A 25,276-nucleotide genomic window follows, 5' to 3' on the forward strand; every position below is an offset into this window, starting at 1 on the left:
GCTCGTTGTCCTAACGTTGTCTGCTGGCGAGGTGCGAATTCAGGGAGGCCACGATGCGAGCGCTGCGAGTCATCGGGCTCGACGAGGACGGCAAGTCCGTCATCCTCGAGGACCCCGAAAACCGCGGCGAGCGCTTCACGCTCCCCGCGGACGAGCGTCTTCGGGCGGCCCTGCGAGGTGACCTGGCGCGCCTCGGCCAGATGCAGATCGAGTCCGGCGAGGCCCAGATGCGGCCGCGCGAGATCCAGGCCCGCATCCGCGCCGGCGAGTCGATCGAACAGGTCGCCGCCGCCTCCGGCATGCAGACCCACCGCATCGAGCGCTTCGCCTACCCCGTCCTGCTGGAGCGCTCGCGCACGGCCGACCTGGCCCAGCGCGCGCACCCCGTCCGCGAGGACGGCCCGGACGTGCAGACGCTCGGTGAGGTCGTCGCGCACTCGTTCGGCCTGCGCGGCCACGACCTGTCCGACACGAAGTGGGACTCGTGGAAGGGCGACGACGGCCGCTGGATCGTGCAGCTGCACTGGACGACCGGGCGCTCGGACAACCGCGCGCACTGGGCGTTCCACCCAGGTGCGCAGGGCGGCACGGTCACGGCGCTCGACGACGTGGCCGTCGACCTGATGGACCCGAACCCGAACCGGACGCTGCGCACGGTCCGGCCGGTGACGCAGCTCGCGCGGCAGGCTCTGGAGGCGACTCCGGTCCTGCCGCCGATCCCCGTTCTCGAAGAGCCCGAGCCGCTGCCCGTTCCGGTGCCGGCTCAGGCGACCGCACCCGTCTCGACCCCGGTCGTGGCGGAGAAGCCGGTTCAGGAGAAGCAGCCCGAACCGGAGCCCGCGCCTGCCCCCGCTCCGCCGGCACCGCCGGTGAAGAAGGAGCAGGAGCCCGCAGCCGAGAAGCCGGTCCGCAAGGACCCTCCTCCGAAGCGGGGGAAGAAGAACCACCCCATCGTCCCTTCGTGGGAAGACGTTTTACTGGGCGTGCGGTCGAACCGCTGAGTGAGAAACTGACACCGTGGGACGTCGTGTCGCGCTGGCTGCCGGAGTGGGTGCACTCCTCGGGCTGGCCTGGTGGGGAATGTTCGAGCTCCTCGCTTCGGGAACGGTCTGCACCAAGGACAACTGGGGCTGCCTCGGGGCCTTCGTGACCTCGATACCGATCTTCGCCGTGGCGGGGTCGGTGGTGGGCGGGCTCGCACTGCGATCGCTGAAGGTGTCGCGGGCATGGCTGGTGGCCGTGCCCGCGACCCTCATGGCGGTGGTCGCGATGGTGTTGCTGCTGGGAGTGACCTTCCTGGCGTTCGCGGTGTTCGCCGCGCTGTACGCGTTGATCGCCGTGCTGACGGGCGCGCGTCGTGAAGGTCCTGTGGAGAGTTCGCACTGATCCGGTCCGGTGCGCACCTTGATCAGGTACGTGTGGGCACATGCTGTTGCGCGCGGTCGTCGGAGCCGTCACCGGAGCGGTGGCCGGCGGCGGGTTCCTGGTCACCCTGACCCTCACGACCCGGTACTGCAACGGCGGGCCGAGCCGAGCCCTGTGCGGTGAGCTCCTGCTGGTGTTCCCGCTCCAGTTCCTGTTCTGGTCGGTGGTGGCGGGGATGCTGCTCGCGGCCGGGTTCCGGTTCCTGCGGCAGCGACGCGGCTGGTACGCGGCGGGGGCCGCGCCCGTGCTGTGGGTCCTGCTGCTCGTGGCGACCTACTACGTGATCTACGAGCACCTTGACCTGTACCAGGCGGAACGCGGTCCGGTCATCACGACGGCGATGGTGATCACGGCGTGCGTCGCCCATGCGGTCGCCGCGCTGGCGGCGGGGCGGAACGCCGCGCAGGACCAGACGCCATCTGCGTAGTTGTGCTCATGTAGGCGCACCGCAGGAGTCGTCATCATCCAGTCATGAGGGTGGTCGCGGCAGCGGTGGTGGGAGCGGTGTGCGCGGGGGCGTGGTGGATGTCGTTCGTTCCGATCGGTCGCTCGCTGTGCGGCACCTTCAGTTCGAGCGCGATCGGGTGCGTCGGCGTGGTCTACCTGTGGGTGGCGCCGATCTCGGCTGTCGTGTGGGCGGTCGTGGCGTGGGCACTGCTGCGGCTCGGCCGGTGGAGGCCCGTCTGGCCGACCACCGTCCTGGGACCGATCGGCTCGGTCGTGCTGGCGCTGGCCGGCGGGCTGACCGTCGTGGGGATGCGCGCCCGGCCGCCGGAGGTCGTCGGTGTCCTCGTGGTCACGATCGCGGCAGGAGCCGGGTACGCCTTGGCCTCGGCGGTGACCGCTGGTTACGGTGAGAGGCGTGACGGAGCAGAGCACCGCGGGCAAGACGGGTAGGGCAGGACGCCGGCTGTTGTTCCGGGTCGTCCTGTCGATGGCCGTCGGGGCCGGGCTGGTGCTCGGGTGGACGTGGGCCTACGAGTCGGGGTTCCTGAAGTCGTGGCTCGACAGCACGTCGATGTCGACGTTCCTGCTGCTCGTGCTGATCGGGCTGCCCATCGCGCTCGTGTCGTCGCTGGTGCTGGCCGGGCCCATCCTGTGGGTCTTCGGGGTGCGGCCGGTGTGGCCGATCATCCTGCTCGGGCCGATCGTGCTGGGCGTGGGGCTCTACTTCAAGGTGCACGAACCCGTCATCGGGTGGTTCTCGAACCGGCACCACGCCGAGGCGTTGCTCGCGGCCGTCGCCTACGGGCTGGTCGGCCTGTTCACCTTCAAGCGGTCGTGACCGGCACCTCATCGAGCAGGTTCAGGTCCCAGCCCTCGCGTTCGCACCAGTCCTCGGCGTCCTCGCGGGACACGGGCGTCGCGTGTCTGGGGCGCGGGCCCGCCAGGTGGTCCCAGCCGTCCGGGGCGAGGACGTAGTTCACCCCGTCGCGTGAGCCGATGAGCCGTCCGTGTGGAAACGCCATCGTCTGCTCGGTCCGCAGAAACCGCGTCATGGTGGTCATCGTGCCCTTGACCTCGACCTAAGTCGAGCCTGAAGGCTCCGGTGAGGCGAAAAACCGGATGCTGAACGTGGGTCTGACTTCGTACTTTGGAGACGACCTGGAGGGGGCTCGTCGCGTGAGCGATCAACGTAACTCGACAATTCAGACCTTGCGGAGGTTGTGGCCGTACGTGCGGCCGCACCGCGCACGGATGACTGTCGTGCTGTCGGCGACGATGCTCGCGATGCTGTGCGGACTCGGCATCCCCCTGCTCACGCAGCGCATCGTCGACGGCCCGATTCAGAACAAGCAGACCGGTCCGCTGCCGTGGCTGATCCTGGGCGTGCTGGTGCTCGGGCTCGCCGAGGCGGCGCTCTTCTACCTCCGGCGCAAGGTCGTCGCCCGGCCCGCGGCCGAGGTCGAGGCGCGCATGAGGTTCGACCTCTACCAGCACCTCCAGCGGCTGCCCGTGGCGTTCCACGACCGGTGGCAGTCCGGTCAGCTGCTCTCACGCGCGACGAACGACCTCACGACCGTGCGGCGGTTCGTCGCGTTCGCGATCGTGTTCCTGATCGTGAACAGCGCCGTCGTGCTGATCGGGCTGGGGATCATCGCGGCGCTCTCGCCGTGGCTGATGGTCGTGGCGCTGTGCGGTGCGCTGCCGTTGATCGTCATCTCGTACTTCTTCGAGGCGAAGTTCAAGGTCGTCGCACGCCGGGCGCAGGACCAGGCGGGCGACCTGACCACGACGGTCGAGGAGTCGGTGCTCGGCATCCGGGTGCTCAAGGCGTTCGGGCGCGGGCCCGAGCTGTCGAAGAGGTTCCTGGCTCAGGCGCGCGACCTGCGGGCGACGGAGCTGAACAAGATCTCGATCCTGGCCGCGCTGTGGTCGGTGCTGATCGTGCTGCCGGAGCTGTCGATCGCGGGCATGCTCGGCGTCGGCGCGGTCGGCATCGTGAACGGCTGGATGACGGTCGGCACGCTGGTCGCGGCGGTCGCGGTGAGCGCGTACCTGCGCTGGCCGATCGACTCCATCGGCTGGCTGCTGGCGGAGACGAACCAGGCCGCCTCGGCGCTGGAACGCTACTGGGAGGTCATCGACTCCCCCGTCACGATCACCGGCCCCGCCTCGCCCGCGCCGCTGCCCACGCCGCTGCGCGGGCACGTGCGTTTCGAGGGCGTGCGGTTCGCGTTCGAGGACGGCCGCGAGGTGCTGTCGGGCGTCGACCTCGACCTGCGTCCCGGCGAGACGCTGGCGCTCGTCGGCGCGACCGGGTCGGGCAAGACGACGCTGACCGCCCTGGTGCCGCGCCTGGCGGACGTGACGGGCGGCCGGATCACGATCGACGGCGTCGACGTGCGGGACTTCTCGCTGGAGGACCTGCGGACCGTCGTGGGCACCGCGTTCGAGGAACCGGTGCTGTTCTCCGCGTCGGTGACCGAGAACGTGGGCCTGGGCCTGCCGGACGTCACCGAGGCGCAGGTGCGCGAAGCGTTGCGGGTGGCCAAGGCCGAGGAGTTCGTGGACGCGCTGCCGTGGGGTCTCGCGACCCGGATCGGCGAGCAGGGCCTGTCGCTGTCCGGTGGTCAGCGGCAGCGGCTGGCGCTGGCCCGCGCGGTCGTCGGCAGGCCGGCGGTGCTGGTGCTGGACGACCCGCTGTCGGCCTTGGACGTCCACACCGAGGCCGAGGTGGAGGGTGCGCTGCGGCGCGTGCTGCGCGACACCACGGCGTTGGTCGTGGCGCACCGGTCGTCGACCGTGCAGCTCGCGGACCGCGTGGCGTTGCTGGTCGACGGCAAGATCGAGGCGATCGGCTCGCACCGGGAGTTGCTCGACACCAACGAGGAGTACAAGCGGCTTCTGTCCAGCATGGACGAAGACCTGGTCGAAGAGGAGGTGGCGTCGTGAGTGAAGTTGTCGCACCCGTTGCGGCAGAGGAGGAATGGCGCGGCGTCGCCGCCGAGGAGATCGACGAGATCTCGCACTCGACGGGCCTTCGCCTGCAGGCGCGCTCGCGCAAGCTGCTGGGCTCGTTGCTGCGCCCGCACATCGCCCGCACGTCGCTGGCGATCGCCGCGGTCGTCAGCGGCAACGTGGCGGCTCTCGCGGGCCCGTTGCTGATCGCGGCCGCGATCGACAAGGGCATTCCGGACGCGGTGGGCGGCAACCCGTCGATCCTGATCTGGTGCGTCGTCGGTTACGCGGTCTGCGCGCTGCTGATGACGTTCCTGCGCTGGGCGTTCCTGCGGGTCTCCGGCCGCGTCGGCCAGGACCTGCTGCTGGACCTGCGTGGCCGGATCTTCCGGCACTCGCAGGGCCTGTCGGTCGGCTTCCACGAGTCGTACACGTCCGGCAAGGTCATCGCCCGGCTGACCAGTGACGTCGACTCGTTGCAGGACCTGCTCGAGGAGGGCCTGGACAGCCTGTTCAACGCGGCGCTGTCCGTGGTGGGCATCGCGGCGATCCTGCTGTGGCTCGACGCCCCGCTGGCGTCGGTCGTGATCGCGGGCTTCGTGCCGCTGTTCTTCCTGTGGCGCTGGTTCCAGCGCCGCTCGATGGAGGCGTACCGGGGCACGCGCGGCGCGATCGCCAAGATCATCGTGCAGTTCGTGGAGTCCATGAACGGCATCCGCGCGGTGCAGGCGTTCCGCCGCCAGCCCCGCAACGAGCAGATCATGGCGGGCTTCAACGGCCAGTTCCGCGACGCGAACACCGACGCCCTCGGCGTCATGGCCACGTTCGTCTCCACGATCCGCGCGATCGGCAACGTGTCGCTCGCCGTGGTCCTCGCCTGGGGCGCCTTCCGGGTCGCCGACGGCGCGGTCGAACTGGGCGTGCTGGCGGCGTTCATGCTGTACCTGCGCCGCTTCTACGACCCGTTCGACGAGCTGGCGATGTTCGCGAACTCCTACTCGTCCGCCACCGCCGCCCTGGAGAAGATCTCCGGCGTCCTGGAGGAGCAGCCGTCGGTGCCGGAACCCGCGAAGCCGGTGACGCTGCCGCACGCACGGGGCGCGGTCCGGTTCGCCGACGTGGAGTTCCAGTACCCCGGCACGTCCCGGCTGGTGCTCCCCAGGTTCGCCCTGGACGTGCCGGCGGGCCAGACCGTGGCCCTGGTGGGCGCGACCGGCGCGGGCAAGACCACCGTGGCGAAGCTCGTGGCCCGCTTCTACGACCCGTCGACGGGTTCGGTGCGGCTCGACGGCACCGACCTGCGCTCGGTCGCGGACGCGGACCTGCGCCGGGCCGTCACGATGGTGACGCAGGAGAACTTCCTGTTCTCCGGCTCGGTCGCGGACAACATCGCACTGGGCCGCCCGTCGGCGTCCCGCGCGGAGATCGAGGCCGCCGCGGCCGAGGTGGGCGCGCACGAGTTCATCGCCGCCCTCCCGGACGGCTACGACACCGACGTCCGCAAACGGGGCGGCCGCCTGTCCGCCGGCCAGCGCCAGATGGTCGCGTTCGCCCGCGCGTTCCTCGCGGACCCGGCGGTGCTGGTCCTGGATGAGGCAACATCGTCCTTGGACGTGCCCACCGAACGCGCCGTGCAGGCAGCACTGGAAACGGTGCTGGCGGACCGGACGGCGTTCATCATCGCCCACCGCCTGTCGACGGTCCTGATCGCGGACCGCGTGCTGGTGCTCGATGGTGGCATTGTGGTGGAAGACGGCTCCCCCGCGGAGCTGATCGGTGAGCGGGGCCGGTTCGCCGCCCTGCACACGGCCTGGCGCGACTCACTCGCCTAGGCCTGCGGGTCGCGTTCGCGCCAATGGGGATCTGGCGCGAACGCGACCTCACGACTCATTCGTTCTTCTCGGCCTCCCGGTCCGATAGGTTTCTGCGCGAAAGCCAGATCGAGGAGGCGCAGTGGAGTTGCGAGTCCGGGACGGCCGCGCCGTGCTCGCCGGAGAAGACGAGTCCGGTGAGCGCGAGGTCGACCCGCACAGCCTGCCCCTGGGCGCCGACCTGGCCGAGGCCCTGCACGAGTGGGCGAAGGTGGCCGACGCGGTGGTGCGCACCGAGACGCCCGCCGAGGGCGTGGCCAGCGCGTTGGTCGCGCGCAGGGGCAAGCAGCTCGCCGGCAGGATCGCGGCGGTCATGAACTCCCCCGTCAGCTACACCGACCCGGTCAGCGGCGAACTGCTCACCGTCGACGTGCCGGAGACCGCGAAGCCTCCCGTGACCGCCTCCGCCGAGGCCGTGGCGGAGGCCGCCGTGCTGACCGCGGCCGAGGAGGAGCCGGAGCCGACCCCGTGGGGCACCGGGCTGACGGTCAGCGTCATCACGGCCGCGATCGTCGCGGTGACGGTCGTGTCGCTGTCGCTCGGCCTGGGCGAGACCAGCCGGTGGCTCGCGCTCGTCGCCAACGTGCTGGTGGTCGGCGGGCTGGCGCCGAGCGTGTGGCTCGGGCGCAAGGTGCCGGTGTGGCGCTGGGTCGCGTACGGCGTCGTGACCGGGGTGCTGGTCGCCTGGCTGGCGCTGATCCTGACGCTGCTCTAAAGCAGGGCGTGGAACGCCACCGCGCCCGCGGTGGCCACGTTCAGCGAGTCCACGCCCGACGACATCGGGATGCGCACCGCCACGTCCGCGGCGTCGATCGCCTCGTCGGTGAGGCCAGGCCCCTCCGAGCCCAGCAGCACGGCCACCCGCCTGCCGCGCAGCCCCGCGTCCGCGAGGTGCAGGGCGGACGGGCGCGGCGTCAGAGCGGCAACGGTATAACCCTTTTGTCGCAACATGTTCAGCGCCGCGGGCCACTCATCCGTGGTAGCGAACGGCACGCGCAGCACGTGGCCCATCGACACGCGCACGCTGCGCCGGTACAGCGGATCGCTGCAGCCGGGGCCCAGGACGACGCCGTCCACGCCCAGTGCCGCGGCGTTGCGGAAGATCGAACCGAGGTTCTCGTGGTCGCCCACGCCCTCCAGCACGGCCAGGCGCCGGGCGCCGGAGACCAGGGCGTCGAACGACACCGCCGGAGCCCGGTCCGCGGCCGCGAGCACGCCCCGGTTCAGGTGGAAACCGACGACCTCCGCCATGACCTCCGCCGACGTCACGTAGGCGGGAACGTCCAGGTCAGCGAGGTCAAGAGCCTCCACCCGGCGCCGCACGCCGAGCAACCCGCGCACCGGGTACGGCGAGGCCAGCAGGCGTTCCACCACGACGACGCCCTCGGCGATGACGAGACCTCGTCCTCCCGGCCGGTCGGGCCTGCGGTCGGCCGTCGACAGGTCGCGGAAGTCGTCCAGCCGGGGGTCTGCCGGGTCGTTGATCTCGATCACGTCAGCCACGCGGGAAGTTTCGCATCCGGCACGAGGTGGAACAGGCGAGGTAGTCCGGAGGGCGGTACCGCACGCGCCCGACCAGCGGATGATCGCTGGTTGTTACCTCGACGTGACAGAGAGCACCGATTTGGGCGATGTAAAGACGGTTTCCGCTGTGTCACTTTTGGCGTTCCGCCTGGCCCGCGCCCACCGGCGCCGAGCGAAGGGGTAGCGGCATGGGAAGTGAAGTGTCCAGCCGCACTTTCACCAGAGACGACCGCCAGCGTTATCGCGAGAAGATGCAGCGGAGTCTCGACGCACTGGCCACGATGCTGGCCGAAGACACGTTCTCCTTCCCCCGCAGGCAGATGGGGCTCGAGATCGAGCTGAACCTCGTCGACGACGCGATGCGGCCGGCGATGGCGAACTCGGAGGTCCTCGAGAAGATCGACGACCCCTCCTACACCTTGGAGCTGGGACAGCAGAACCTCGAGATCAACGTCCCCCCGCGCGAGCTCGCCGGGGGTGAGATGCTCGGCCTGGAGGAGGAGCTGCGCCAGTCCCTGGACAGCGCGGACTCCAAGGCCAACGACGTGGGCGCCAACCTGGCGATGATCGGCGTGCTGCCCACGTTGCGGGAGCGGCACTTCGACCGCAAGTGGCTCTCCGAGTCACCGCGGTACGCGCTCCTCAACGACACCATCTTCAAGGCCCGCGGCGAGGAGATGGTGCTGCGCATGGAGGGCCCGGCGATGCCGGGCAAGGGGCCGGAGAAGCTGGACAGCTACGCGGAGTCGATCCTGCCGGAGGCCGCGTGCACGTCGGTGCAGCTGCACCTGCAGGTCGAGCCGACGAACTTCGCCTCGCACTGGAACGCCGCGCAGTGCCTGGCGGGCGTGCAGGTCGCGATCGCCGCGAACTCGGCCTTCCTGCTGGGCAAGGCGCTCTGGCACGAGACCCGGATCCCGTTGTTCGAGCAGGCCACGGACACCCGCCCGGACGAGCTGAAGAACCAGGGCGTCCGCCCGCGCGTGTGGTTCGGCGAGCGGTGGATCACGTCGATCTTCGACCTGTTCGAGGAGAACGTGCGCTACTTCCCGAGCCTGCTGCCCGAAACCGACGACGAGGACCCGTTGGAGGTCCTCGAAGCCGGTGGCGCGCCTCGCCTTTCCGAGCTGCGCCTGCACAACGGCACGATCTGGCGCTGGAACCGCCCGGTGTACGACGTCGTCGACGGCGTGCCGCACCTGCGCGTCGAGAACCGGGTCCTGCCCGCGGGTCCCACGGTGCTCGACACGATGGCCAACGCCGCGTTCTTCTACGGCGCCCAGCGCGCGCTGACCGCCCAGGAACGTCCACTGTGGACGCAGATGTCGTTCCAGGCGGCGGAGGAGAACCTCTACACCGGTGCCCGGCACGGCATGAACGCCCAGCTGTACTGGCCGGGCATCGGCTGGATCCCGCCGGACGAGCTGGTGCTGCGGCGGCTCCTGCCGATGGCGCACGACGGCCTGCGCGACTGCGGCGTCTCCGACGAGGCCCGTGAGCGCTACCTCGGCGTGATCGAGCAGCGCTGCCTCGCCCGGCGCACGGGGTCGTCGTGGCAGCGGGAAACCGTTGCGCTGCTGGAGGATCGCGGCCTGTCCAGGGACGCGGCCCTGTCCGGCATGCTCAAGCGGTACATGGAGCTCATGCACGCGGGCGAGCCCGTGCACACGTGGCACGTCGGCTAGGCGCTGTCGGCAGAACGCGAACGGCAGGCCGGTCTCCGTGACCGGCCTGCCGTTCGCGTTCTGCCAGCTCGGACCTAGCGGCGGCGTCCAGCCTTCAGGGGCGCCACGTCCGCGCCGTCGTGCGAGATCCGGCACTCGTCCGGCGTGACGGCCTCGACCGCCAGCGTCAGCTCGCCCTTCACCCCGGTGTAGATCGACTCGCCGCGCGACGCCAGCGAGGCGTGCACCCGGTTCGAGTCGGTGAAGTCGCGTTCGTCCTTCACCCTCTTCTTGCCGGTCTCCTCGGGCCTGGTCGCGCTGCGGAGGTTGACCTCGAGCCACGCGGCGACCTCGGCCGGCGACGTCAGCACTTCCTCAGGGGTGCGTTCGAGCCGAACCTGCCGGGGAGAGGCGTGGTCGAGTGACGTGTGCTCCACATAGGCGTGCCAGTGGGTGTTGCGCATCGACCAGGTCTGTTCGACCGGCCAGTCCTCCTCGGTGGTCATGCCTCATATCTTCCACCCTTCACACGAGGAAACGTGAGAAGGTCGCGGACGTTGATCTCGTGATCCACCCGCACGGCCGAAGCGAGCCGCCGGTCGTGCGTGACCAGCAACAACGTTCCCCCGTACGTGTCGAGCGCCTGTTCGAGCTGTTCGATGGCCGGGAGGTCGAGGTGGTTCGTAGGTTCGTCGAGCACCAAACATGTGGTGCCGCGAGCCTGCAGCAACGCCAGTCCGGCGCGGGTGCGTTCGCCCGGTGAGAGCTCGCGCGCCGGCCGCAGCACGGCGTCGGCGCCGAGCCGGAACTTGGCCAGCAGCGTGCGCACCTCGACGTCCTGCAGCCCGGTCGCGTCCGCCACGATCCGCAACGCGCTCTCGTCGCTCGCGAACTCGGCCCGCAGCTGGTCGACCTCGCCGACGACCACACCCGGCCCGATCGACCGGTCGCCCTCGAGCAACGGGATGCGGCCGAGCAGCGCGCCGAGCAACGTCGACTTGCCGGAGCCGTTGGGTCCGGTGATTCGCCACCGCTCGCCGGCGCCGATCGTGAGGTCGATCGGCCCGAGCGTCACGTCTCCGCGGCTGACCACGGCCCCGCGCAACGTGAACGCGACGGAGCTGCCCCTCCCGGCCGTCGGCAGGGTGAGGCGGAGCTGCCACGCCTCGCGCGGTTCCTCGACCTCCTCCAGCCGTGCGAGCTGACGGTCCACAACGGACGCTTTCGCGGTCAGGTTCTCCGCGCCCTGCGCACGTCCGGCGCGGACGTTCTTGTCCGGCTCGTCCCGGCGCGCCTTCGCGCTGTTCGCCCGCTGCACGCCCTGCCGCGACCACTCCTTGACCTGCCTGCTGCGCTGCACCAGCGAGTCGCGCTTGGCCGAGTACGCCTCGTACTCCTCGTGCGCACGGCGCTCCGCGTTCGCCTTCTCGTCGACGTACGCGTCCCAGCCGCCACCGAACACGGTGATCTTGTGCGAGAACTCGCCGAGCTCGGCGATCGCGGTCGTGGTGCGGGCGAGGAACTCCCGGTCGTGGCTGACCAGCACGATCGCGCCCTGGTAGCCCCGCACGTGGGACTCCAGGAGGTCGAGCCCGGACGCATCCAGGTCGTTCGTGGGCTCGTCGAGCAGCAGCACGTCGGCACGGGTGAGCAGCACCGCCGCGAGCCGCAGCCGCGCCTGCTGGCCGCCCGACAGCTCATCGGGCTCCCGGCCGTCGAGCAGGTCCGCGGCCAGGCCGAGGCGTTCGCAGACGACGTCGGCGCGTTCGCCGAAGTCACCAGCACCGATGGCGGTCCAGTGGTCGAACGCGTCGGAGTACCCCGCGCCGCCGCCTTCCGCGAGGGCTTCGGCCTCCCGTTGCAGCCACTGCTCGGCCTGCGCGACGCCGGTGCGGCGGGCGAGGTGGTCGCGGAGCGACTCTCCAGTCACGTGGAGGGTCTCCTGCGTCAGGTGCGCGACGGTCCCGGTGCTTGAGACAGACCCGGATTCGGGCTGCAGCTCACCGGAGAGCAGACGGAGCAACGTGGACTTGCCGACACCGTTGGGCGCGATCAGGCCGACGCGGTCACCAGGCGAAACATCGAAATCAACCTCCGAGATCACGGTCCTCGGACCGAACGACAGCGAAATATTCCTGGCTGTCAGCACGGACACGCTTTCGAAGGTACGGCCATGTGCAACTGGTTTACTGACCCTTATTGCTAGTAGGTTGCAAATACCAAGAGAGTGCAGGAGCTGACATGGGCCAGTACGTGCTGCCGGATCTCGACTACGACTACGGCGACCTCGAGCCGGCGATCATCGGTGAGATCAACGAGCTGCACCACGGCAAGCACCACGCGGCCTACGTGAAGGGCGCGAACGACACGATCGAGCAGATCGAGGAAGCCCGCGACAAGGAGTCGTTCGGCTCCATCGTCGGCCTCGAGACCACGCTGGCGTTCCACCTGGCAGGCCACGCGCTGCACCAGGTGTGGTGGAAGAACCTCTCCCCCAACGGCGGCGACAAGCCGGTCGGCGAGCTCGCGGCCGCGATCGACGAGCACTTCGGCTCGTTCGACAAGTTCCGCGGCCAGCTCAACGCCGCCGCGTCGTCGATCCAGGGCTCGGGCTGGGGCATCCTCGCGTGGGAGCCGATCGGCCAGAAGCTGATCACGCTGCAGCTCAAGGACCACCACTCCAACCTGTCGATCGCGGTCACGCCGCTGCTCGCGTTCGACATCTGGGAGCACGCGTACTACCTGCAGTACCGCAACCTCAAGGCCGACTACATCTCGGCGCTGTGGAACGTCGTCAACTGGGAGGACGTCTCCGCCCGCTTCGAGGCGGCGCGCTCGGGCCAGAACGGCCTGCTGCTGCCCTGATGCTTCGGCAGTGGATGCTCCGACAAGCTCCCACTGCTGAAAACGACGAGGCCCCCCTCTGCCCAGAGGGGGGCCTCGTCCGTTCCCGAACTGACTGCCGCTCCCACCACGAAGCGACGAGACTTAGGTTAGCCTAACTTCGCTTTCTTGGGAAGCCCTCCTGATCAGACCCCTCGCGATGAGCTCGACGACGATCGCGACGGCGGCGGCCTCGACGGCCAGCAACGCCAGCAGCACCACGATCTGGAGGGCGCCCGCCTGCCAGACCGGCGCCCCGCCCAGCAGCATTCCCACGAAGGCGCCCGGAAGGATGACCAGCCCGACCGTCCTGGTCTGGTCGAGGGGCGGGACCAGTGCCTCCGCGGCCGACTGCCGGATGACCAGGCGAACCGCGTCGCGTTCGCGGAAACCCATGGCGCGAGCCGCCTCGTACTCGCCGTGGCGGTCCCTGAACGTGTCGAGGGCCCGCCGCGCCGACAGCGTGGTGGCGGTCATCGCACCGCCGATGAGAATGCCACCCACGGGGATCAGGGCGATGCCCTTCACCGGCAGCAGGCCGATGGCGAGCAGCAGGCCGAGCGCGGGAACGGTGCCGACGAGGATCGGGAGCGCCACCCAGAAGCCCTTGCGGCCGGTGTCGGTGCGGCGGGCGGAGGTCGCCGTGGCGACGGCGGCCATCATGACCAGGAACGCCCACGTGAGCCCGAGGTGGGTGAGGACGAACGTGATCACGGCGGACACGGCCGCGAGCTGGACGACAGCGCGGGCCGCCGCCTTGAGGAACGGTTTCGGGGTGGTGAGCCGGGTGGACCACGCGATCGCGGCGGCAGCCACCGTGAAGACCACGCAGACGATCAGCAAGCGAACCCAGTCGGTGGTCAGGACCATGATCGCGATCACACCCGATCGCGCAGTTGCCAGCAATGCTGAACAAGTTCAGAATTCCTGGGTGAGCATCACAAGTGAAGTGCAATGGAGCGAGCTCGCTCGCGACCCGAAGAGCGTCGCCGCCATCGCCGACCAGCACGAGGTGCGCGTCAAGCGTCGCGACGGAGCCGACCTGATGCTCGTCCGCGCCGACCATCATGCGTATCGACACAGCGGAGCCGTCACTGCTGCGCGCGCCATGCGTTCGCTGTTTAGGCACGCGGGTCCTGACGCAGTCGCGGATGCGCTGCTCGACGAGTTCCCGTGGATCTCGGTGCTGCCGAAGTCGGACCGCGCGGAGTTCGTCCAGGAGTTCGTCCAAGCTATCGCGGTGTCCGCGGAACTCGGCCAGTGGTCCGTGCTCGCGCAGGTCGTGCATGAGTGGGCCAACACGGCGATCGTGCACGCGGACCCCGAACTGCATCGCACGCTCAGCGAGCCGACCACCGGGGACTTCGGTCCTGTGCCGAACCCGATGGAGATGTGAACTCTTGCCAGCAAAACGCGGCGCGCACATGACGCCGCCTCCACGCCCTGGGGGCTACGCAGTCCGCTTTGGCACGACAGCCGCAGCCAAAGGCTGGGAGGAACTCTGCCGCACCGCGGCGTCGAACGCATGGGATGCGTGGGTGGTGCTGAGCGAGCACCCCGCCTCCACTGTGAACCCGAACCGGCAACACCTGCTCAAGGGCGATTTGCGAGATCACACACACGACGGTGTCGTGTTCGATCAATGGCAGTACGAGGTCACGTCCGCCGGCCGCATCTGGTACGTCGTCGATGAGGAGCTCAAAACAGTCTGGGTCACCTGGGCCGGTACCGGACACCCGAAGCTGACGGACTAGACGTCGTCGAGGCCCTGCTGGGCCCCGCGTGACCCTCGCCTCGCCGCCCGGCGTTGCCAGTAGAAGACTCCGTACCCGATGATCCCGAGCAGACCGCCGGACAGGGTCGTCCAGATCAGGGTGCTGTTCGAGCGGTCGACGACCAGCACGACCAGAAAACCGAGGAACCACAGCGCGGTACCACCCAGCACGACGGGCACGGGGTCTGCCAGCCTGTGCGGCAGCGCCGGCGGGTGCGGTGGGGCGGAGTCGCGTTCGGACACATCGTTAGGAGACCAGATGCTGGACGGGTTCTTCAAGATCTCCGAGCGCGGGTCGACCGTGTCGCGCGAAGTGCGCGGCGGTGTCGTGACCTTCTTCACCATGGCGTACATCGTCGTGCTGAACCCGTTGATCATCGGCAGCTTCGCCCCGACGGGCCCCGGTTCGCACCCCGACGTGCTCGGCAACATCCTGCCCGTCGGGCAGGTGGCGGCCGTGACGGCGCTGGTCGCCGGCGTGATGACCATCCTCTTCGGACTGATCGCCAACTACCCGTTCGCGCTGGCCACGGGCCTCGGCATCAACTCGTTCGTCGCCGTCTCCGTCGCGGCGAAGGTCACCTGGCCCGAGGCGATGGGCCTCATCCTGGTCAACGGTCTCGTCGTGCTGCTCCTGGTCCTCACGGGTGTGCGGACCGCGGTGTTCAACGCCGTCCCGAACGAGCTCAAGGCCGCGATCGCGGTCGGCATCGGCCTCTTCATCACGTTCATCGGCCTGGTCGACGCGGGCTTCGTCCGCCGCCTGCCCGACGCCGCGAACACCACCGTGCCGGTCGGCCTCGGCATCAACGGCTCGATCGCGAGCTGGCCGACCCTCGTCTTCGTCGTCGGACTCGTCGTCACGGGCGTGCTGTTCGCGCGCAGGGTCAAGGGCGCGATCCTCATCGGCATCGTCGCGACGGCGATCTTCGCGATCGTCCTCGAGGCACTCGTCAAGGCGGGCCCGTCCGCCGGCGTCAACGCCAAGGGCTGGAACCTCGGCTACCCCGCCCTGCCCGACCAGGTCTTCGGCGTCCCGGACCTCAGCCTGCTCGGCGAGGTGTCGTTCGGCGCCTGGACGAGGCTCCCGGCGCTGGCCGCCGCGCTGATCGTCTTCACGCTCGTCCTGACGGACTTCTTCGACACCGTCGGCACGATGACCGGCCTCGGCAAGGAGGCGAACCTCATCCGCGAGGACGGCCAGCTGCCGAACGTCAGCAAGGCCCTGTTCGTCGACGGCCTCGGCGCCGTGGCCGGTGGCGCCGCCTCCAGCTCGTCGAACACCGTCTACATCGAGTCGGCGTCCGGCATCGCGGAGGGCGCCAGGACGGGCCTCGCCAACGTCGTGACCGGCGCGCTCTTCCTGCTCGCGATGTTCTTCACCCCGCTCTACGAGGTCGTGCCGATCGAGGCGGCCGCACCCGCGCTGGTGATCGTCGGCGCGCTGATGATGATGCAGATCCGCGAGATCGACTTCACCGACTTCACCATCGCCCTGCCCGCGTTCCTGACGATCGTCGTCATGCCGTTCACCTACTCGATCGCGAACGGCATCGGCGCCGGCTTCGTCAGCTACGTCCTGCTCAAGGCCCTCACGGGCAAAGCTCGCGAAATTCACGTGCTCATGTGGATCGTGGCGGCCGCTTTCGTCGTCTACTTCTCGTTGGGACCGATCCAGAGCCTGCTGACCTGACCTTTCGGCAGGAAACTATTTCGTGAGGTATGCTAACTACGTGGCGACCGATCAGCACGGACTGGCGAGCAGGCTCCGGCTTGCCGTCGTTCGCCTCAACCGCCGCCTGAGGGCGCAGCGCACCAACTCGTCGGTGTCGCTCACCCAGGTGTCAGCACTGTCCACCCTGCACAAGTGCGGACCGCTGACCCCGGGCGAACTGGCGTCGAAGGAAGGCGTGCAGCCCCCGTCGATGACGCGCGTGATAGCGGCCCTCGAGGAGTTCGGCTTCGCCACGCGCAGCCCGCACCCCACCGACGGCCGTCAAGCCATCGTCGAGCTGACGAGCGAAGGCTTGTCGTACGTGCAGGACGAGGTAGCGGCCCGCGAGGCCTGGCTGGACAAGAGGCTGGCCGAGCTCGACCCGGAGGAACGGGAAGTGCTCACCCGCGCCGCCGAGATCATCGACAGGATGGCGGGTCAGTAAGAACGTGTCGGGTTACGCGGGTGGTGGAGCGGACAGTTCGCCACCTCGTCGTACCGGAATGTTCGGATCGTTAGGCATATACAACTACCGCCTCTACGCCTCCGGCCAGATCATCTCCCTGGTCGGCGTCTGGATGCAGCGGGTCGCTCAGGACTGGCTGGTCCTGGAACTCTCCAACGGCTCCCCCGTGGCCCTGGGCTTCGCCGCCTCCCTCCAGTTCCTCCCTGTCTTGCTGCTCTCCATGTGGGGCGGCGTCCTCGCCGACCGCATGGACAAGCGCAAACTCCTCCTCTGGCTCGAGTCCGCCCTGGGCCTCTGCGCCCTGGCGCTCGGCATCCTCGACGTGACCGGCGTCGTAGAGCTCTGGCACGTCTACCTGCTCTGCTTGCTGCTGGGCGCCTTCTCCGCAGTGGAAACCCCGGTGCGCCAGTCGTTCGTGGTCGAAATGGTCGGCCGCGACCAACTGACCAACGCCGTGGCCATCAACTCGATGATGTTCAACCTGGCCCGCATCATCGGCCCGGCCATCGCAGGCCTCACGATCGTGGCCATAGGCACCGGCTGGGTCTTCCTGGCCAACGCCATCAGCTTCATAGGCGTGGTAGGCGGCATCTGGCTGATGCGCACAGCACAACTGCTGCGCTCCGACCCCCTACCGCGAGAAAAGGGCCAACTCCTCTCAGGCCTGCGCTACGTGAGAAGCCGCCCAGACCTCATGACGGTCATGCTGCTCGTGTTCTTCATCGCCACCTTCGGCATGAACTTCTACATGACCCTCGCCATCATGGCCCGCAACGTCTTCGGCGGCGACGCAGACGCCTACGGCCTGCTCTCCACCCTCATAGCCGTGGGCACCCTCGCCGGCGCAACCCTGGCAGCCAAACGAAAAACCCCGAAACTCACCGTCTTCATCGGCTCCGGCGTCATCTTCGGCATCCTCGAAATCATCTCCGGCTTCATGCCCACGATCCTCCTCACCGGCCTGATGATGATCCCGGTGGGCGTAGCGATGATGACCTTCAACACCACCGCCAACGCCACCATCCAACTGGCCGTCGAACCAGAGATGCGCGGCCGCGTGATGGGCATCTACATGCTCGTGTTCCTTGGCGGCAACCCGCTGGGCGGCCCACTGATGGGCTGGCTGGGCGAGATCAACGGCAGAGCCCCGATCATCATCGGCGGAGCCGTGTCGATGCTGGTGACGATCACCGCGTGGATCATCCTGGTGAGGCGCGGCGACATCGCCAAGCCACGACTGAGGCGACGGAAGCAGACCCCGGCGGAGGCGCTGCAGGAACCGGCAGAGGTGGCGAGCTAGCCGCGAGCCGCACCGGCACGGGCACGGGCACGCGACGCCGCAGGCGAGCCGTCCTTACCAAGAGGCTTGGGCGGTGGGGTCCCATCACGAGTCGCACCACAGCTCTTGCTGCACCTGAGGGGTGAGGTCAAGTCGACACGCTTTTCGTCGACTTGACCTCACCCCTCAGGTGTGGCCAGCTCCTGGTGCGGCTCGTGATGGGACCCCACCGCCAACGCACCCTTCTAAGCAACGCGCAGCCGCCCTGAGCAACAGGCGTGCCATCAGCCTGCTCACGGCGCAGGCCCCCATCTCAGATTGCCGGGGTCTGGGGCAGAGCCCCAGGGGAAGCACGCCAGGTGACAGGCCGCACGCAACCCAAGGGCGACAACCAAATCAACCCAACAAAGTCCCAGCCGATGGATCAGTGATCAAAGCCACGAACGTGTGCCGATCCCCCCACCGCCCAGAAACCCAGGCCAAAGCCCGAGCCAACCCCTCAGGCGAATCAGCAGCATGCGGCACCCCCTCAACCATCCACCACTCCACCCGCTGCCCATCCACCACCAACGCCTCGTGCACCACCACAACCCCATCGGGCAGCGCGACCTCGAGCAGCTCACAAGCCATCCGAACCGCCCCGAGATCCCCCCACGCCACAACCTCCCCGACATGATCGGGAGACCCGGAGAACTCCTCAGAGGCCAACGCCAGATCCAACAGGTCGGCCAACTCCTCAGACCCGTCCGCCAGCAACACCCGAGAAGCAGGCACCACCCCGAGCAACCAGGGGTGGTCCATCACCACAACGTCCTCAGCGGCAACGACCTCACCCGACAACACCCGCACCCGAGCAGGCGGCGCGAAGTCCCCCTCAGGCAATGCCGCATAGGCCCGCAGCACAACAGCATCAGCAACGACCCGGTCGGCATCCCCCAACCGATCCAGCACGAACTCCGCATCGTCGTCGTCCAAAACCTCCAACGACGCCCGCACACCCGCAGCCCGCAACACGTGCTCAGGCAACTCGACATCCGGAACAACATCGAACAGCCCAGCGAGCGACGAGGCTCCAGCCAACCGGTACGACCGCGGAGCAGCCCCGGCCAGCGACGCGTACCGAGCGATCCACCACCCCGTGTACCCATCAGGCTCGGTCACAGCGCGCCACGTCACCGGGTCGGAGGCCAGCAACCGCAACGCCGCAGGCCAGTCAGCAACAAGATCCAGATCCCGAACAGCCACCACGCGCCGGGGCTCGTCCGGCACGGACGACCACCAAGCAGCCTCGTCGGCAAGGTCGTGATCCGGCCCGGAAGGCTCGTCGTCGACCACCAACGAGAACCCGTCCACCACACCGACCGCGACCAACGCGGAACGCGGGTACGAGTCGGCGATCTCCTTGGACAGCACCGGGAACGCGTCGGACTCGACCACGCCGACCAGCGGGGAGTCGGGCAGTAGCAGCTCGTCGGCGCGGTGCCACTCACCGGCGGCGTCCTGCAGGGCGAGGGCGCCCAGCCAGGGTTCCTCGCCGGCCCGCACGCCACCCAGGTCCACCAACCGCAGCACGGTCTCAACCAGGTCCAGGCCGTCGAGACCCGCCTCGGCGTCCTCCAGCGACCGAGCCACGTTCTCGCGCAGCGAGGGATCGGCCAGCAGCTCGGCGGCACCGGCCTCCACCGCACCGAGCCGGACCAGCAGCGGATGCACGGCGTCCGGGTGCACGACCCGCAGGCCGGGCAACGGCTCGTCGGCGATCAGGGTCGTGCGGGGCCCGGTGACGACACGACCATCGGCCAGCGGCACGGGCAGCGAGGCCAACGCCTCGCGCACGTCCGGATCCACCTCGGCCAGAGGCGCGAAGGCCGCGTAGACGTCACGCCACCAACCGGGATCGCCGGAAACCTCGGCCAACGCCGCGACGACCTCAGCGGTGGAAACCCGCGGCACCTCCAGCGCTGCCAACGCGCGAGCGTGCACGGGAGCCGACAGCTCAGCGTCCAGAAGCCCCGGCAGCGCGTCCTCGACGAGGTCGACGAGCTCCTCGGAACCGACGTCCAGCACCCGAGCCCGTGCAGGCTCGATCCACTCACCGGAAGCCAGCGGCAGCCAAGCGGAAGCACACAAAGCACGCACCACGGCAACCCGCAGGCGATCGTCCACTTCGGACAGCGGGAAGCCGGGCAGCGGCACCAGGGCGGTCCGCTCCACTGCCGGAATCCGTGCCACCAAAGCGGGATAGGCGGCCGCGGCGGCGTCCAGCACCGTCCACGCGGCCGGTCCGGGCAGGATCCGGCGGCGCGAGGGCTCGACCGGCACCGTGGCGATCAGGCGGGCGGGCAACGACAGGCGCTCGTCGGTCGGGGTCGGTGCGTGCAGCACGTCCTCGCCCAGCGCCGCGTCCAGCGGGTACGCCCACGACACAGTCCACTGAGGACGGTGCTCGACACCCTGGACGAGTTCGGACGGCAGCTCACCGACGGTGCGCTCCACGAGCCAGCGCGACGCGCCGACGGTGACCACGCCGTCCGCCGTGACGAAGCGCTCCCACGATTGGGAACCGACCTCGATGCGGCGCAGACCGGGCAGCGCCAGCAGCAGGTCGGGGACCTCGGCGGCCAGGTCGTCCAGGGACAGCTCGACCTTCAGCGGCAGCCGGACCTCGGTGGTGAACCCGTCCGGCACGTCCTCCGACACCGGCCAGACCAGGCGCAGCACCGGCACGTCGCCGCCGCGCTCGGACGCCAGGTCCGGCACCTCGGCGCGAGTGCGAGAAGCGGAGAACTCCACGCCACCGGAAACCGACACCACGCGCGGCGCGTCCGACACGGCCAGCACGGCCGCGAAGCCGACACCGAACTGGCCGACGCCGGACTCCTTCGAGGACGCCCTCAGCGAAGCCAGTGCGGCGACACCGGCAGCGGTCAGAGGAGCGCCGGTGTTGGCCGCGCGGAGCTCGCCGTCGGCGAGGGTGATCCGCAACACACCGGGCTCGGCACCCGCCGCGTCGGCCGCGTTCTGGGCGAGCTCGACGAGCAGGCGGTCCCGGTAACCGCCGAGGCGGAGGTCCTCCTCGGCGTTCGCGTCCTCGCGGAAGCGGGTGGGCGAACCACGCCACGCCGCCAGGACCGAGGTGCGCAGGACCTCGGTGCCGAACGGATCACTCACTCCGAGACGTCCAGAACGTCGAGCTGCGCGTCGTCGTAGACCAGGTCGGCGACCGGCACCATCGGGCTGATGTCGACCTCGACCTGCGAGTGCGCGCCGCAGCCGTACTCGACGTGCACGACGTGGCCGTCCGCCGGGGCGATCTCGTTGGCGCAGACGCCGAACGCGGCGCCGAACGCGCCGGCCACGCGGGTGTAGAAGCCGCAGGTGCCGCAGTGCGCGGGGGCGCTGCGGGCCATGTCGGAGCGCGGACCGAAGTCGGAGCCCGCCCAGCGGTCGGCTGCCTCGAGGCGGCCCTCGCGGGACAGGACGCGGGTGCGGCCGAGGCCGATCTCCAGCGCCACCTCCTCGACCGCGGGGTCGTCGGAGTGCACGTACGCCTCGATCAGGCGCGGGTCGTCGTCGCGCGGCGGCATCAGGTCGCCGACGCCCAGGTCACCGGCGCGGACGCGTTCGCTCCACGGCACCCACTCGGGGGCGACCAGGGCGTCCTGGCCGGGCAGCAGCACGACCTCGCTGACCGAGACCGGGGAGCCCTCGCCCGCGTGGGCGACGGTCACCGCCCAGGTCCAGCCGCGGTAGCCGGCGTGCTCGGCGTCGAACAGGTGCGTCACCGAGTACTCGTCCTCGGCGGACACCCCCACATGAGCGCCGACACGTTCCATGCCGGCCTCTTCCTGCGCGGCTGCGCGGGCGAGATCAACGGCATCGAGGAGCATCTCAGTCGCGGTCACGTCATGAATTGTGCCGCAGGTCTTCGCCGGGACGAAAACTCGTGCCACCCTCCGTTGGGTGCGCTCACCCGTCTGGCTGGTCATCGTCGCGGTCCTGGCCGCGTGTTCGACGCCTCAAGAAACAAAACCGCAGGTAGAAGTCCTGCAAAAGATTCCGCACGACACGTCGGCGTTCACCCAGGGGTTGGAACTGGTCGACGGCGTCCTCTACGAGGGCACCGGCCTCGAGGGCAAGTCGACGATGCGCGCGCTCGACCCGTCGACCGGCGACGTCCAGAAGAAGGTCGACCTCCCGCCGGACTTCTTCGGTGAGGGCATCACCGTCGTCGGCGACACCATCTGGCAGATCACGTGGCAGAACGGCGTCGCGATCGAACGCGACCGCAAGACGCTCGGCGAGCTCCGCCGCGTCTCCTACCGGGGTGAGGGCTGGGGCATCTGCGACGACGGTCAGCGCCTGGTCATGAGCGACGGCACCGCGAAGCTGACGTTCCGCGACCCGAAGACGTTCGCCGAGACCGGGAGCGTGCAGGTCACGCGGGACGGGCAGCCCCTCACTCAGCTCAACGAGCTCGAGTGCGTCGGCGGCAAGGTCTGGTCGAACGTGTGGAAGACCGACGAGATCGTCCGCATCGACCCGTCCACCGGCAAGGTGACCGACACCTACGACCTGTCCTCGCTCAAGCCGAGCGGCGACGTGGACGTCCTCAACGGCATCGCGCACGTGCCCGGGACCAACGAGTTCCTGGTCACAGGCAAGAACTGGCCGACCATCTTCCGGGTGAGGTTCAACGGGATGGGGCAGGATTGACGGTGTGACGGGCGATCGCGGGTGGAGTGACGAAGAGACTCCGAAGCGCTACCCCTGGCAGGACGACGAGTACCGGCCGCGGGAGCGTCGCGAGACGCCGTCCGAACACGGTTTCCAGCCGCCTCCGCGCCGTCCGCAGAACACCCGGCCGCTGCCCAACTCCGACCAGCAGACGACGCCGACGCCCAAGCCGCCGCGCAAGCTCACGGTCACGCGCGTCGCGTGGTTCCGCAGCAAGCAGCTCTCGCAGCAGGCGGTCGCGGCGTTCCGGCGGGCGGCCCGCGCCGACGGCGCCGGGAAGTCCGGAATGACGTCGGTCACCTACTCGGTGATGATGAACTACGCCGCCGACGCCGCGATGGCCGTCGCTCTGGCGAACACGCTGTTCTTCTCCGCGGCCAGCGCGGAGTCCAAGACCAAGGTCGCGCTCTACCTGCTGATCACGGTCGCGCCGTTCGCGTTGATCGCGCCGGTGATCGGCCCGCTGCTCGACAAGATCCAGCGCGGGCGGCGGCTCGCCCTGGCGGCGTCGTGCGTGCTGCGGATCGGCCTGTCGGTCGTGATGGCGCTGAACTTCGACAACTGGCTGCTGTACCCGGCGGCGCTGGGCAGCATGGTGCTCAGCAAGTCGTTCACCGTGCTCAAGTCCGCGATCACCCCGCGCGTGCTGCCACCGGACATCACGCTGTCCAAGACCAACGCCCGCATGACCATCTTCGGCCTGGCCGCGGGCGGCGTGTTCGGTGCGTTCGCAGCGGGCTTCGCGAACCTGTTCGGCTCGCCGGGCGCGTTGTGGTTCACCGCCGTGCTGTGCGGTGTGAACGCGTGGCTGTGCATGAAGATCCCGTCGTGGGTCGAGGTGACCGAGGGCGAGGTCCCCGCGACGCTGACGGCCAGGCCCGCCAAGCACCGCGTGTCGCGGCACGTCGTGGTCTCGTTGTGGGGCAACGGGTCCATCCGCGTGCTGACCGGCTTCCTGACGCTGTTCGCGGCGTTCGTGATCCGCGAGCAGACCGAGGGGGACGCGGTCGGGCAGCTCCTGCTGCTGGGCGTGATCGCCGGCGCGGCCGGTGTCGGAAGCTTCCTCGGCAACGCGATCGGCGCGCGCCAGCACTTCGGCAAGCCGGACGAGGTGGTCATCGCCTGCGTCGCCACGGCACTGGCGGCCACGATCGTCGCCGCCGCGCTGCCGGGCCTCGTCACCGCCGCGATCGTCGGCCTGCTGGGCGCCACGGCGTCGTCACTGGCCAAGATCAGTCTCGACGCGGTGATCCAGGACGACCTGCCGGAGGAGTCGCGGGCGTCGGCGTTCGGCCGCTCCGAGACGATCCTGCAGCTCGCGTGGGTCTTCGGCGGCGCTCTCGGCGTGCTGCTGCCCGCGACGTTCTGGGTCGGCTTCACGGTGCTCGCCGTGCTCCTCGCGCTGGGTCTGGCGCAGACGTGGATGTACCGCAACGGAACCTCGTTGCACAGACTGGTCCGCAGGCCTGCCCCGGTGACCCCGTAGGCTGCTGACGTGCGTCGACTTGCTTCCGTCCTGGCCGCCAGCGTTCTCGTGCTGACGGGGTGCTCGCTCCCCCGCCACTACCCGGAGGTCACGTTCCACGCGAACGGCAAGACCATCAGGGTCGAGCCGGCGGTCTACTGCGACGTCGAGGGCAACAACTGCGCGGAGCAGACCCAGCCCGCGAAGCTCAAGGTCCCGGCGGGCAAGGTCGTGCAGATCTCGGTGGACGGCCAGCTCGCCGACGGCCTGTGGGAGGCCGTGTTCCTCTACCGGGACGCGAAGGGCGAGGAGAAGACCACGGGCACCGGCCTGCTGGGCAAGGGCGAGAACTTCACCTACACCCTCGCCCTGCCCGACAAGACCGACCAGCTGATGGGCATCGAGATCCACGAGGCCGCCGCGGCCGTCCTCGACACCGGCCAGCCGCTGCTGCGCGGCTACTGGGCCGTCGAGGTCACGAACTAGCGTCGCCCGAAAGCTTCCCACCACTCGCTCGGTGCGATGCGGAGCGCGGAGTCCATCAACGCCTTGCCGGTGTCGGTGACCACCGAGGCCTGCATGGTCTGGATGAAGCGTTCCATCTTCGAGACCCCCGCGGCCTGGTACTCCCTGGCCTGCAACAACAACTCGAGCTTGTCCGCGTCACGCGAGCAGCGCGCCTCGGGCGTGTGGTCGATGTCCTTGGCGGCCTCGTGCTCGGCCACCAGTGCCTCGATGTGCGCGGCCAGCGGCGCGGGCAGGTGCCGGACCTGGTCGCGCGCCACGGCCTCCGGCGGCACCTTCACGTCGAGGTAGAGCTTGCCGACGTACGGGATGTCGCCGATGCGCGCCTCCGGCACGTCGTGGAACAGGCCCAGGGTCGCCGCCCTGTCCGGGTTCGCGCCCTCCTGCATGGCGAGCGCGAACGCCAGCACGCCCACCCGGAACGAGTGGGCGGCCACCGATTCGGGGTTCTGCACCCCGGCGAAGAGCCACCCCGCTCTGGGCAGGCGCTTGAGCTGGCCGACCTCGTAGACGAACTCGACGATCCGATCCGCGTCAGACATGACGC

27 protein-coding genes are annotated in these 25,276 nt (G+C 69.4%); 18 read left to right on the forward strand and 9 right to left on the reverse strand.

Annotated features, from left to right (window positions below):
* The first annotated feature begins 53 nt into the window (after positions 1-53).
* The 5 genes from sepH to IE307_RS35235 are packed head-to-tail and all read left to right on the forward strand — an operon-like array spanning position 54 to position 2,710.
* A complete protein-coding gene (gene sepH / locus IE307_RS35215) occupies positions 54-1,001 on the forward strand; it encodes a septation protein SepH (protein ID WP_191303734.1) in 948 nt (315 codons plus the stop codon).
* A gap of 16 nt (positions 1,002-1,017) precedes the next feature.
* Entirely contained in the window at positions 1,018-1,386 is a 369-nt protein-coding gene (locus tag IE307_RS35220; RefSeq protein WP_191303735.1) for a hypothetical protein, read from the forward strand.
* A gap of 40 nt (positions 1,387-1,426) precedes the next feature.
* Positions 1,427-1,852, forward strand: a complete 426-nt coding sequence (locus IE307_RS35225) for a hypothetical protein (RefSeq protein WP_191303736.1) — start codon at positions 1,427-1,429, stop codon at positions 1,850-1,852.
* Positions 1,853-1,896: 44 nt separating this feature from the next.
* Positions 1,897-2,322 carry a hypothetical protein gene (locus tag IE307_RS35230; protein WP_191303737.1) on the forward strand — a complete coding sequence of 142 codons (426 nt, stop codon included), beginning with the start codon at positions 1,897-1,899 and terminating at the stop codon, positions 2,320-2,322.
* Positions 2,288-2,710, forward strand: a complete 423-nt coding sequence (locus tag IE307_RS35235; RefSeq protein ID WP_191303738.1) for a hypothetical protein — start codon at positions 2,288-2,290, stop codon at positions 2,708-2,710. Before IE307_RS35230 ends, IE307_RS35235 begins: the two co-directional genes overlap by 35 nt.
* Here the strand turns inward: IE307_RS35235 and IE307_RS35240 are convergent.
* Positions 2,697-2,924, reverse strand: a complete 228-nt coding sequence (locus IE307_RS35240) for a hypothetical protein (protein ID WP_229905387.1) — start codon at positions 2,922-2,924, stop codon at positions 2,697-2,699. The two genes, IE307_RS35235 and IE307_RS35240, sit on opposite strands and share 14 nt — an antisense overlap.
* Positions 2,925-3,081: 157 nt before the next feature.
* Between IE307_RS35240 and IE307_RS35245 the strand changes: the two genes are divergently transcribed.
* The 3 genes from IE307_RS35245 (at position 3,082) to IE307_RS35255 (ending at position 7,413) form a co-directional block, all read left to right on the forward strand.
* Entirely contained in the window at positions 3,082-4,821 is a 1,740-nt protein-coding gene (locus IE307_RS35245) for an ABC transporter ATP-binding protein (RefSeq protein WP_229905388.1), read from the forward strand.
* A complete protein-coding gene (locus IE307_RS35250; RefSeq protein WP_191303740.1) occupies positions 4,818-6,659 on the forward strand; it encodes an ABC transporter ATP-binding protein in 1,842 nt (613 codons plus the stop codon). Before IE307_RS35245 ends, IE307_RS35250 begins: the two co-directional genes overlap by 4 nt.
* Positions 6,660-6,780: 121 nt before the next feature.
* A complete protein-coding gene (locus tag IE307_RS35255; protein WP_191303741.1) occupies positions 6,781-7,413 on the forward strand; it encodes a DUF2537 domain-containing protein in 633 nt (210 codons plus the stop codon).
* On the opposite strand, the gene IE307_RS35260 is transcribed toward IE307_RS35255, so the two are convergent.
* Complete coding sequence (locus tag IE307_RS35260) at positions 7,410-8,201, reverse strand: TrmH family RNA methyltransferase (RefSeq protein WP_191303742.1); 792 nt, start codon at positions 8,199-8,201, stop codon at positions 7,410-7,412. The two genes, IE307_RS35255 and IE307_RS35260, sit on opposite strands and share 4 nt — an antisense overlap.
* A gap of 209 nt (positions 8,202-8,410) precedes the next feature.
* On the opposite strand from IE307_RS35260, the gene IE307_RS35265 reads away from it, so the two are divergent.
* Positions 8,411-9,907: a glutamate-cysteine ligase family protein gene (locus tag IE307_RS35265; protein WP_191303743.1), complete on the forward strand. Its 1,497-nt coding sequence runs from the start codon at positions 8,411-8,413 to the stop codon at positions 9,905-9,907.
* Positions 9,908-9,981: 74 nt separating this feature from the next.
* On the opposite strand, the gene IE307_RS35270 is transcribed toward IE307_RS35265, so the two are convergent.
* Together IE307_RS35270 and IE307_RS35275 are read right to left on the reverse strand one after the other, a co-directional pair.
* A complete protein-coding gene (locus IE307_RS35270; protein ID WP_030467775.1) occupies positions 9,982-10,392 on the reverse strand; it encodes a hypothetical protein in 411 nt (136 codons plus the stop codon).
* Positions 10,389-12,041, reverse strand: a complete 1,653-nt coding sequence (locus IE307_RS35275) for an ABC-F family ATP-binding cassette domain-containing protein (RefSeq protein WP_191303744.1) — start codon at positions 12,039-12,041, stop codon at positions 10,389-10,391. Before IE307_RS35275 ends, IE307_RS35270 begins: the two co-directional genes overlap by 4 nt.
* Positions 12,042-12,127: 86 nt before the next feature.
* On the opposite strand from IE307_RS35275, the gene IE307_RS35280 reads away from it, so the two are divergent.
* Complete coding sequence (locus IE307_RS35280; protein ID WP_189156131.1) at positions 12,128-12,751, forward strand: superoxide dismutase; 624 nt, start codon at positions 12,128-12,130, stop codon at positions 12,749-12,751.
* Between the two features lie 123 nt (positions 12,752-12,874).
* Here the strand turns inward: IE307_RS35280 and IE307_RS35285 are convergent, their stop codons facing one another.
* The gene (locus tag IE307_RS35285; RefSeq protein WP_308436430.1) at positions 12,875-13,585 is read right to left on the reverse strand and encodes an ABC transporter permease; all 711 of its coding nucleotides are present in this window, start codon (positions 13,583-13,585) and stop codon (positions 12,875-12,877) included.
* Here IE307_RS35285 and IE307_RS35290 point away from each other — a divergent pair.
* Positions 13,557-14,165 (forward strand): DUF6247 family protein, encoded by a 609-nt coding sequence (locus IE307_RS35290; RefSeq protein WP_191303842.1) that lies wholly within the window; start codon positions 13,557-13,559, stop codon positions 14,163-14,165. The two genes, IE307_RS35285 and IE307_RS35290, sit on opposite strands and share 29 nt — an antisense overlap.
* 4 nt (positions 14,166-14,169) lie before the next feature.
* On the forward strand, positions 14,170-14,523 hold the full coding sequence (locus IE307_RS35295) for a hypothetical protein (protein ID WP_229905389.1): 354 nt from the start codon (positions 14,170-14,172) through the stop codon (positions 14,521-14,523).
* On the opposite strand, the gene IE307_RS35300 is transcribed toward IE307_RS35295, so the two are convergent.
* A complete protein-coding gene (locus IE307_RS35300; RefSeq protein WP_229905390.1) occupies positions 14,520-14,786 on the reverse strand; it encodes a DUF2530 domain-containing protein in 267 nt (88 codons plus the stop codon). The two genes, IE307_RS35295 and IE307_RS35300, sit on opposite strands and share 4 nt — an antisense overlap.
* Positions 14,787-14,802: 16 nt before the next feature.
* Here IE307_RS35300 and IE307_RS35305 point away from each other — a divergent pair, with 16 nt between their 5' ends.
* Genes IE307_RS35305 through IE307_RS35315 form a run of 3 tightly spaced genes read left to right on the forward strand, consistent with a single transcriptional unit; the run spans position 14,803 to position 18,023 of the window.
* Complete coding sequence (locus tag IE307_RS35305) at positions 14,803-16,236, forward strand: NCS2 family permease (protein ID WP_191303747.1); 1,434 nt, start codon at positions 14,803-14,805, stop codon at positions 16,234-16,236.
* 22 nt (positions 16,237-16,258) lie between these two features.
* Positions 16,259-16,702 carry a MarR family winged helix-turn-helix transcriptional regulator gene (locus tag IE307_RS35310; protein ID WP_191303748.1) on the forward strand — a complete coding sequence of 148 codons (444 nt, stop codon included), beginning with the start codon at positions 16,259-16,261 and terminating at the stop codon, positions 16,700-16,702.
* 58 nt (positions 16,703-16,760) lie between these two features.
* Positions 16,761-18,023 carry an MFS transporter gene (locus IE307_RS35315; RefSeq protein WP_191303749.1) on the forward strand — a complete coding sequence of 421 codons (1,263 nt, stop codon included), beginning with the start codon at positions 16,761-16,763 and terminating at the stop codon, positions 18,021-18,023.
* A gap of 375 nt (positions 18,024-18,398) precedes the next feature.
* Here IE307_RS35315 and IE307_RS35320 read toward each other — a convergent pair whose 3' ends face one another.
* Positions 18,399-21,173, reverse strand: a complete 2,775-nt coding sequence (locus IE307_RS35320; RefSeq protein ID WP_191303750.1) for a sacsin N-terminal ATP-binding-like domain-containing protein — start codon at positions 21,171-21,173, stop codon at positions 18,399-18,401.
* Positions 21,170-21,892, reverse strand: a complete 723-nt coding sequence (locus IE307_RS35325; RefSeq protein WP_191303831.1) for a DUF3027 domain-containing protein — start codon at positions 21,890-21,892, stop codon at positions 21,170-21,172. The genes IE307_RS35320 and IE307_RS35325 overlap by 4 nt, the downstream gene beginning before the upstream one ends.
* A 73-nt stretch (positions 21,893-21,965) precedes the next feature.
* Between IE307_RS35325 and IE307_RS35330 the strand changes: the two genes are divergently transcribed.
* Genes IE307_RS35330 through IE307_RS35340 form a run of 3 tightly spaced genes read left to right on the forward strand, consistent with a single transcriptional unit; the run spans position 21,966 to position 24,690 of the window.
* On the forward strand, positions 21,966-22,718 hold the full coding sequence (locus tag IE307_RS35330) for a glutaminyl-peptide cyclotransferase (RefSeq protein WP_191303751.1): 753 nt from the start codon (positions 21,966-21,968) through the stop codon (positions 22,716-22,718).
* A gap of 4 nt (positions 22,719-22,722) precedes the next feature.
* Complete coding sequence (locus IE307_RS35335) at positions 22,723-24,225, forward strand: MFS transporter (protein ID WP_229905392.1); 1,503 nt, start codon at positions 22,723-22,725, stop codon at positions 24,223-24,225.
* A 9-nt stretch (positions 24,226-24,234) separates the two neighbouring features.
* Positions 24,235-24,690 carry a DUF2771 family protein gene (locus IE307_RS35340; RefSeq protein ID WP_191303752.1) on the forward strand — a complete coding sequence of 152 codons (456 nt, stop codon included), beginning with the start codon at positions 24,235-24,237 and terminating at the stop codon, positions 24,688-24,690.
* Here IE307_RS35340 and IE307_RS35345 read toward each other — a convergent pair.
* Positions 24,687-25,271 carry an HD domain-containing protein gene (locus tag IE307_RS35345; protein ID WP_191303753.1) on the reverse strand — a complete coding sequence of 195 codons (585 nt, stop codon included), beginning with the start codon at positions 25,269-25,271 and terminating at the stop codon, positions 24,687-24,689. The genes IE307_RS35340 and IE307_RS35345 overlap by 4 nt on opposite strands.
* Positions 25,272-25,276: the final 5 nt, after the last annotated feature.

The sequence above is a fragment of the Lentzea cavernae genome (assembly GCF_014653695.1).
GTDB lineage: Bacteria > Actinomycetota > Actinomycetes > Mycobacteriales > Pseudonocardiaceae > Lentzea > Lentzea cavernae.

What these genes read in the sequence shown, in the direction of transcription:
- sepH (WP_191303734.1), top strand. Translation starts at nt 54, where the DNA reads ATGCGAGCGCTGCGAGTCATCGGGCTCGACGAGGACGGCAAGTCCGTC.
- IE307_RS35225 (WP_191303736.1), top strand. Translation starts at nt 1,427, where the DNA reads ATGCTGTTGCGCGCGGTCGTCGGAGCCGTCACCGGAGCGGTGGCCGGC.
- IE307_RS35230 (WP_191303737.1), top strand. Translation starts at nt 1,897, where the DNA reads ATGAGGGTGGTCGCGGCAGCGGTGGTGGGAGCGGTGTGCGCGGGGGCG.
- IE307_RS35240 (WP_229905387.1), bottom strand. Translation starts at nt 2,924, where the DNA reads ATGACGCGGTTTCTGCGGACCGAGCAGACGATGGCGTTTCCACACGGA.
- IE307_RS35265 (WP_191303743.1), top strand. Translation starts at nt 8,411, where the DNA reads ATGGGAAGTGAAGTGTCCAGCCGCACTTTCACCAGAGACGACCGCCAG.
- IE307_RS35270 (WP_030467775.1), bottom strand. Translation starts at nt 10,392, where the DNA reads ATGACCACCGAGGAGGACTGGCCGGTCGAACAGACCTGGTCGATGCGC.
- IE307_RS35280 (WP_189156131.1), top strand. Translation starts at nt 12,128, where the DNA reads ATGGGCCAGTACGTGCTGCCGGATCTCGACTACGACTACGGCGACCTC.
- IE307_RS35305 (WP_191303747.1), top strand. Translation starts at nt 14,803, where the DNA reads ATGCTGGACGGGTTCTTCAAGATCTCCGAGCGCGGGTCGACCGTGTCG.
- IE307_RS35315 (WP_191303749.1), top strand. Translation starts at nt 16,761, where the DNA reads ATGTTCGGATCGTTAGGCATATACAACTACCGCCTCTACGCCTCCGGC.
- IE307_RS35325 (WP_191303831.1), bottom strand. Translation starts at nt 21,892, where the DNA reads ATGCTCCTCGATGCCGTTGATCTCGCCCGCGCAGCCGCGCAGGAAGAG.
- IE307_RS35345 (WP_191303753.1), bottom strand. Translation starts at nt 25,271, where the DNA reads ATGTCTGACGCGGATCGGATCGTCGAGTTCGTCTACGAGGTCGGCCAG.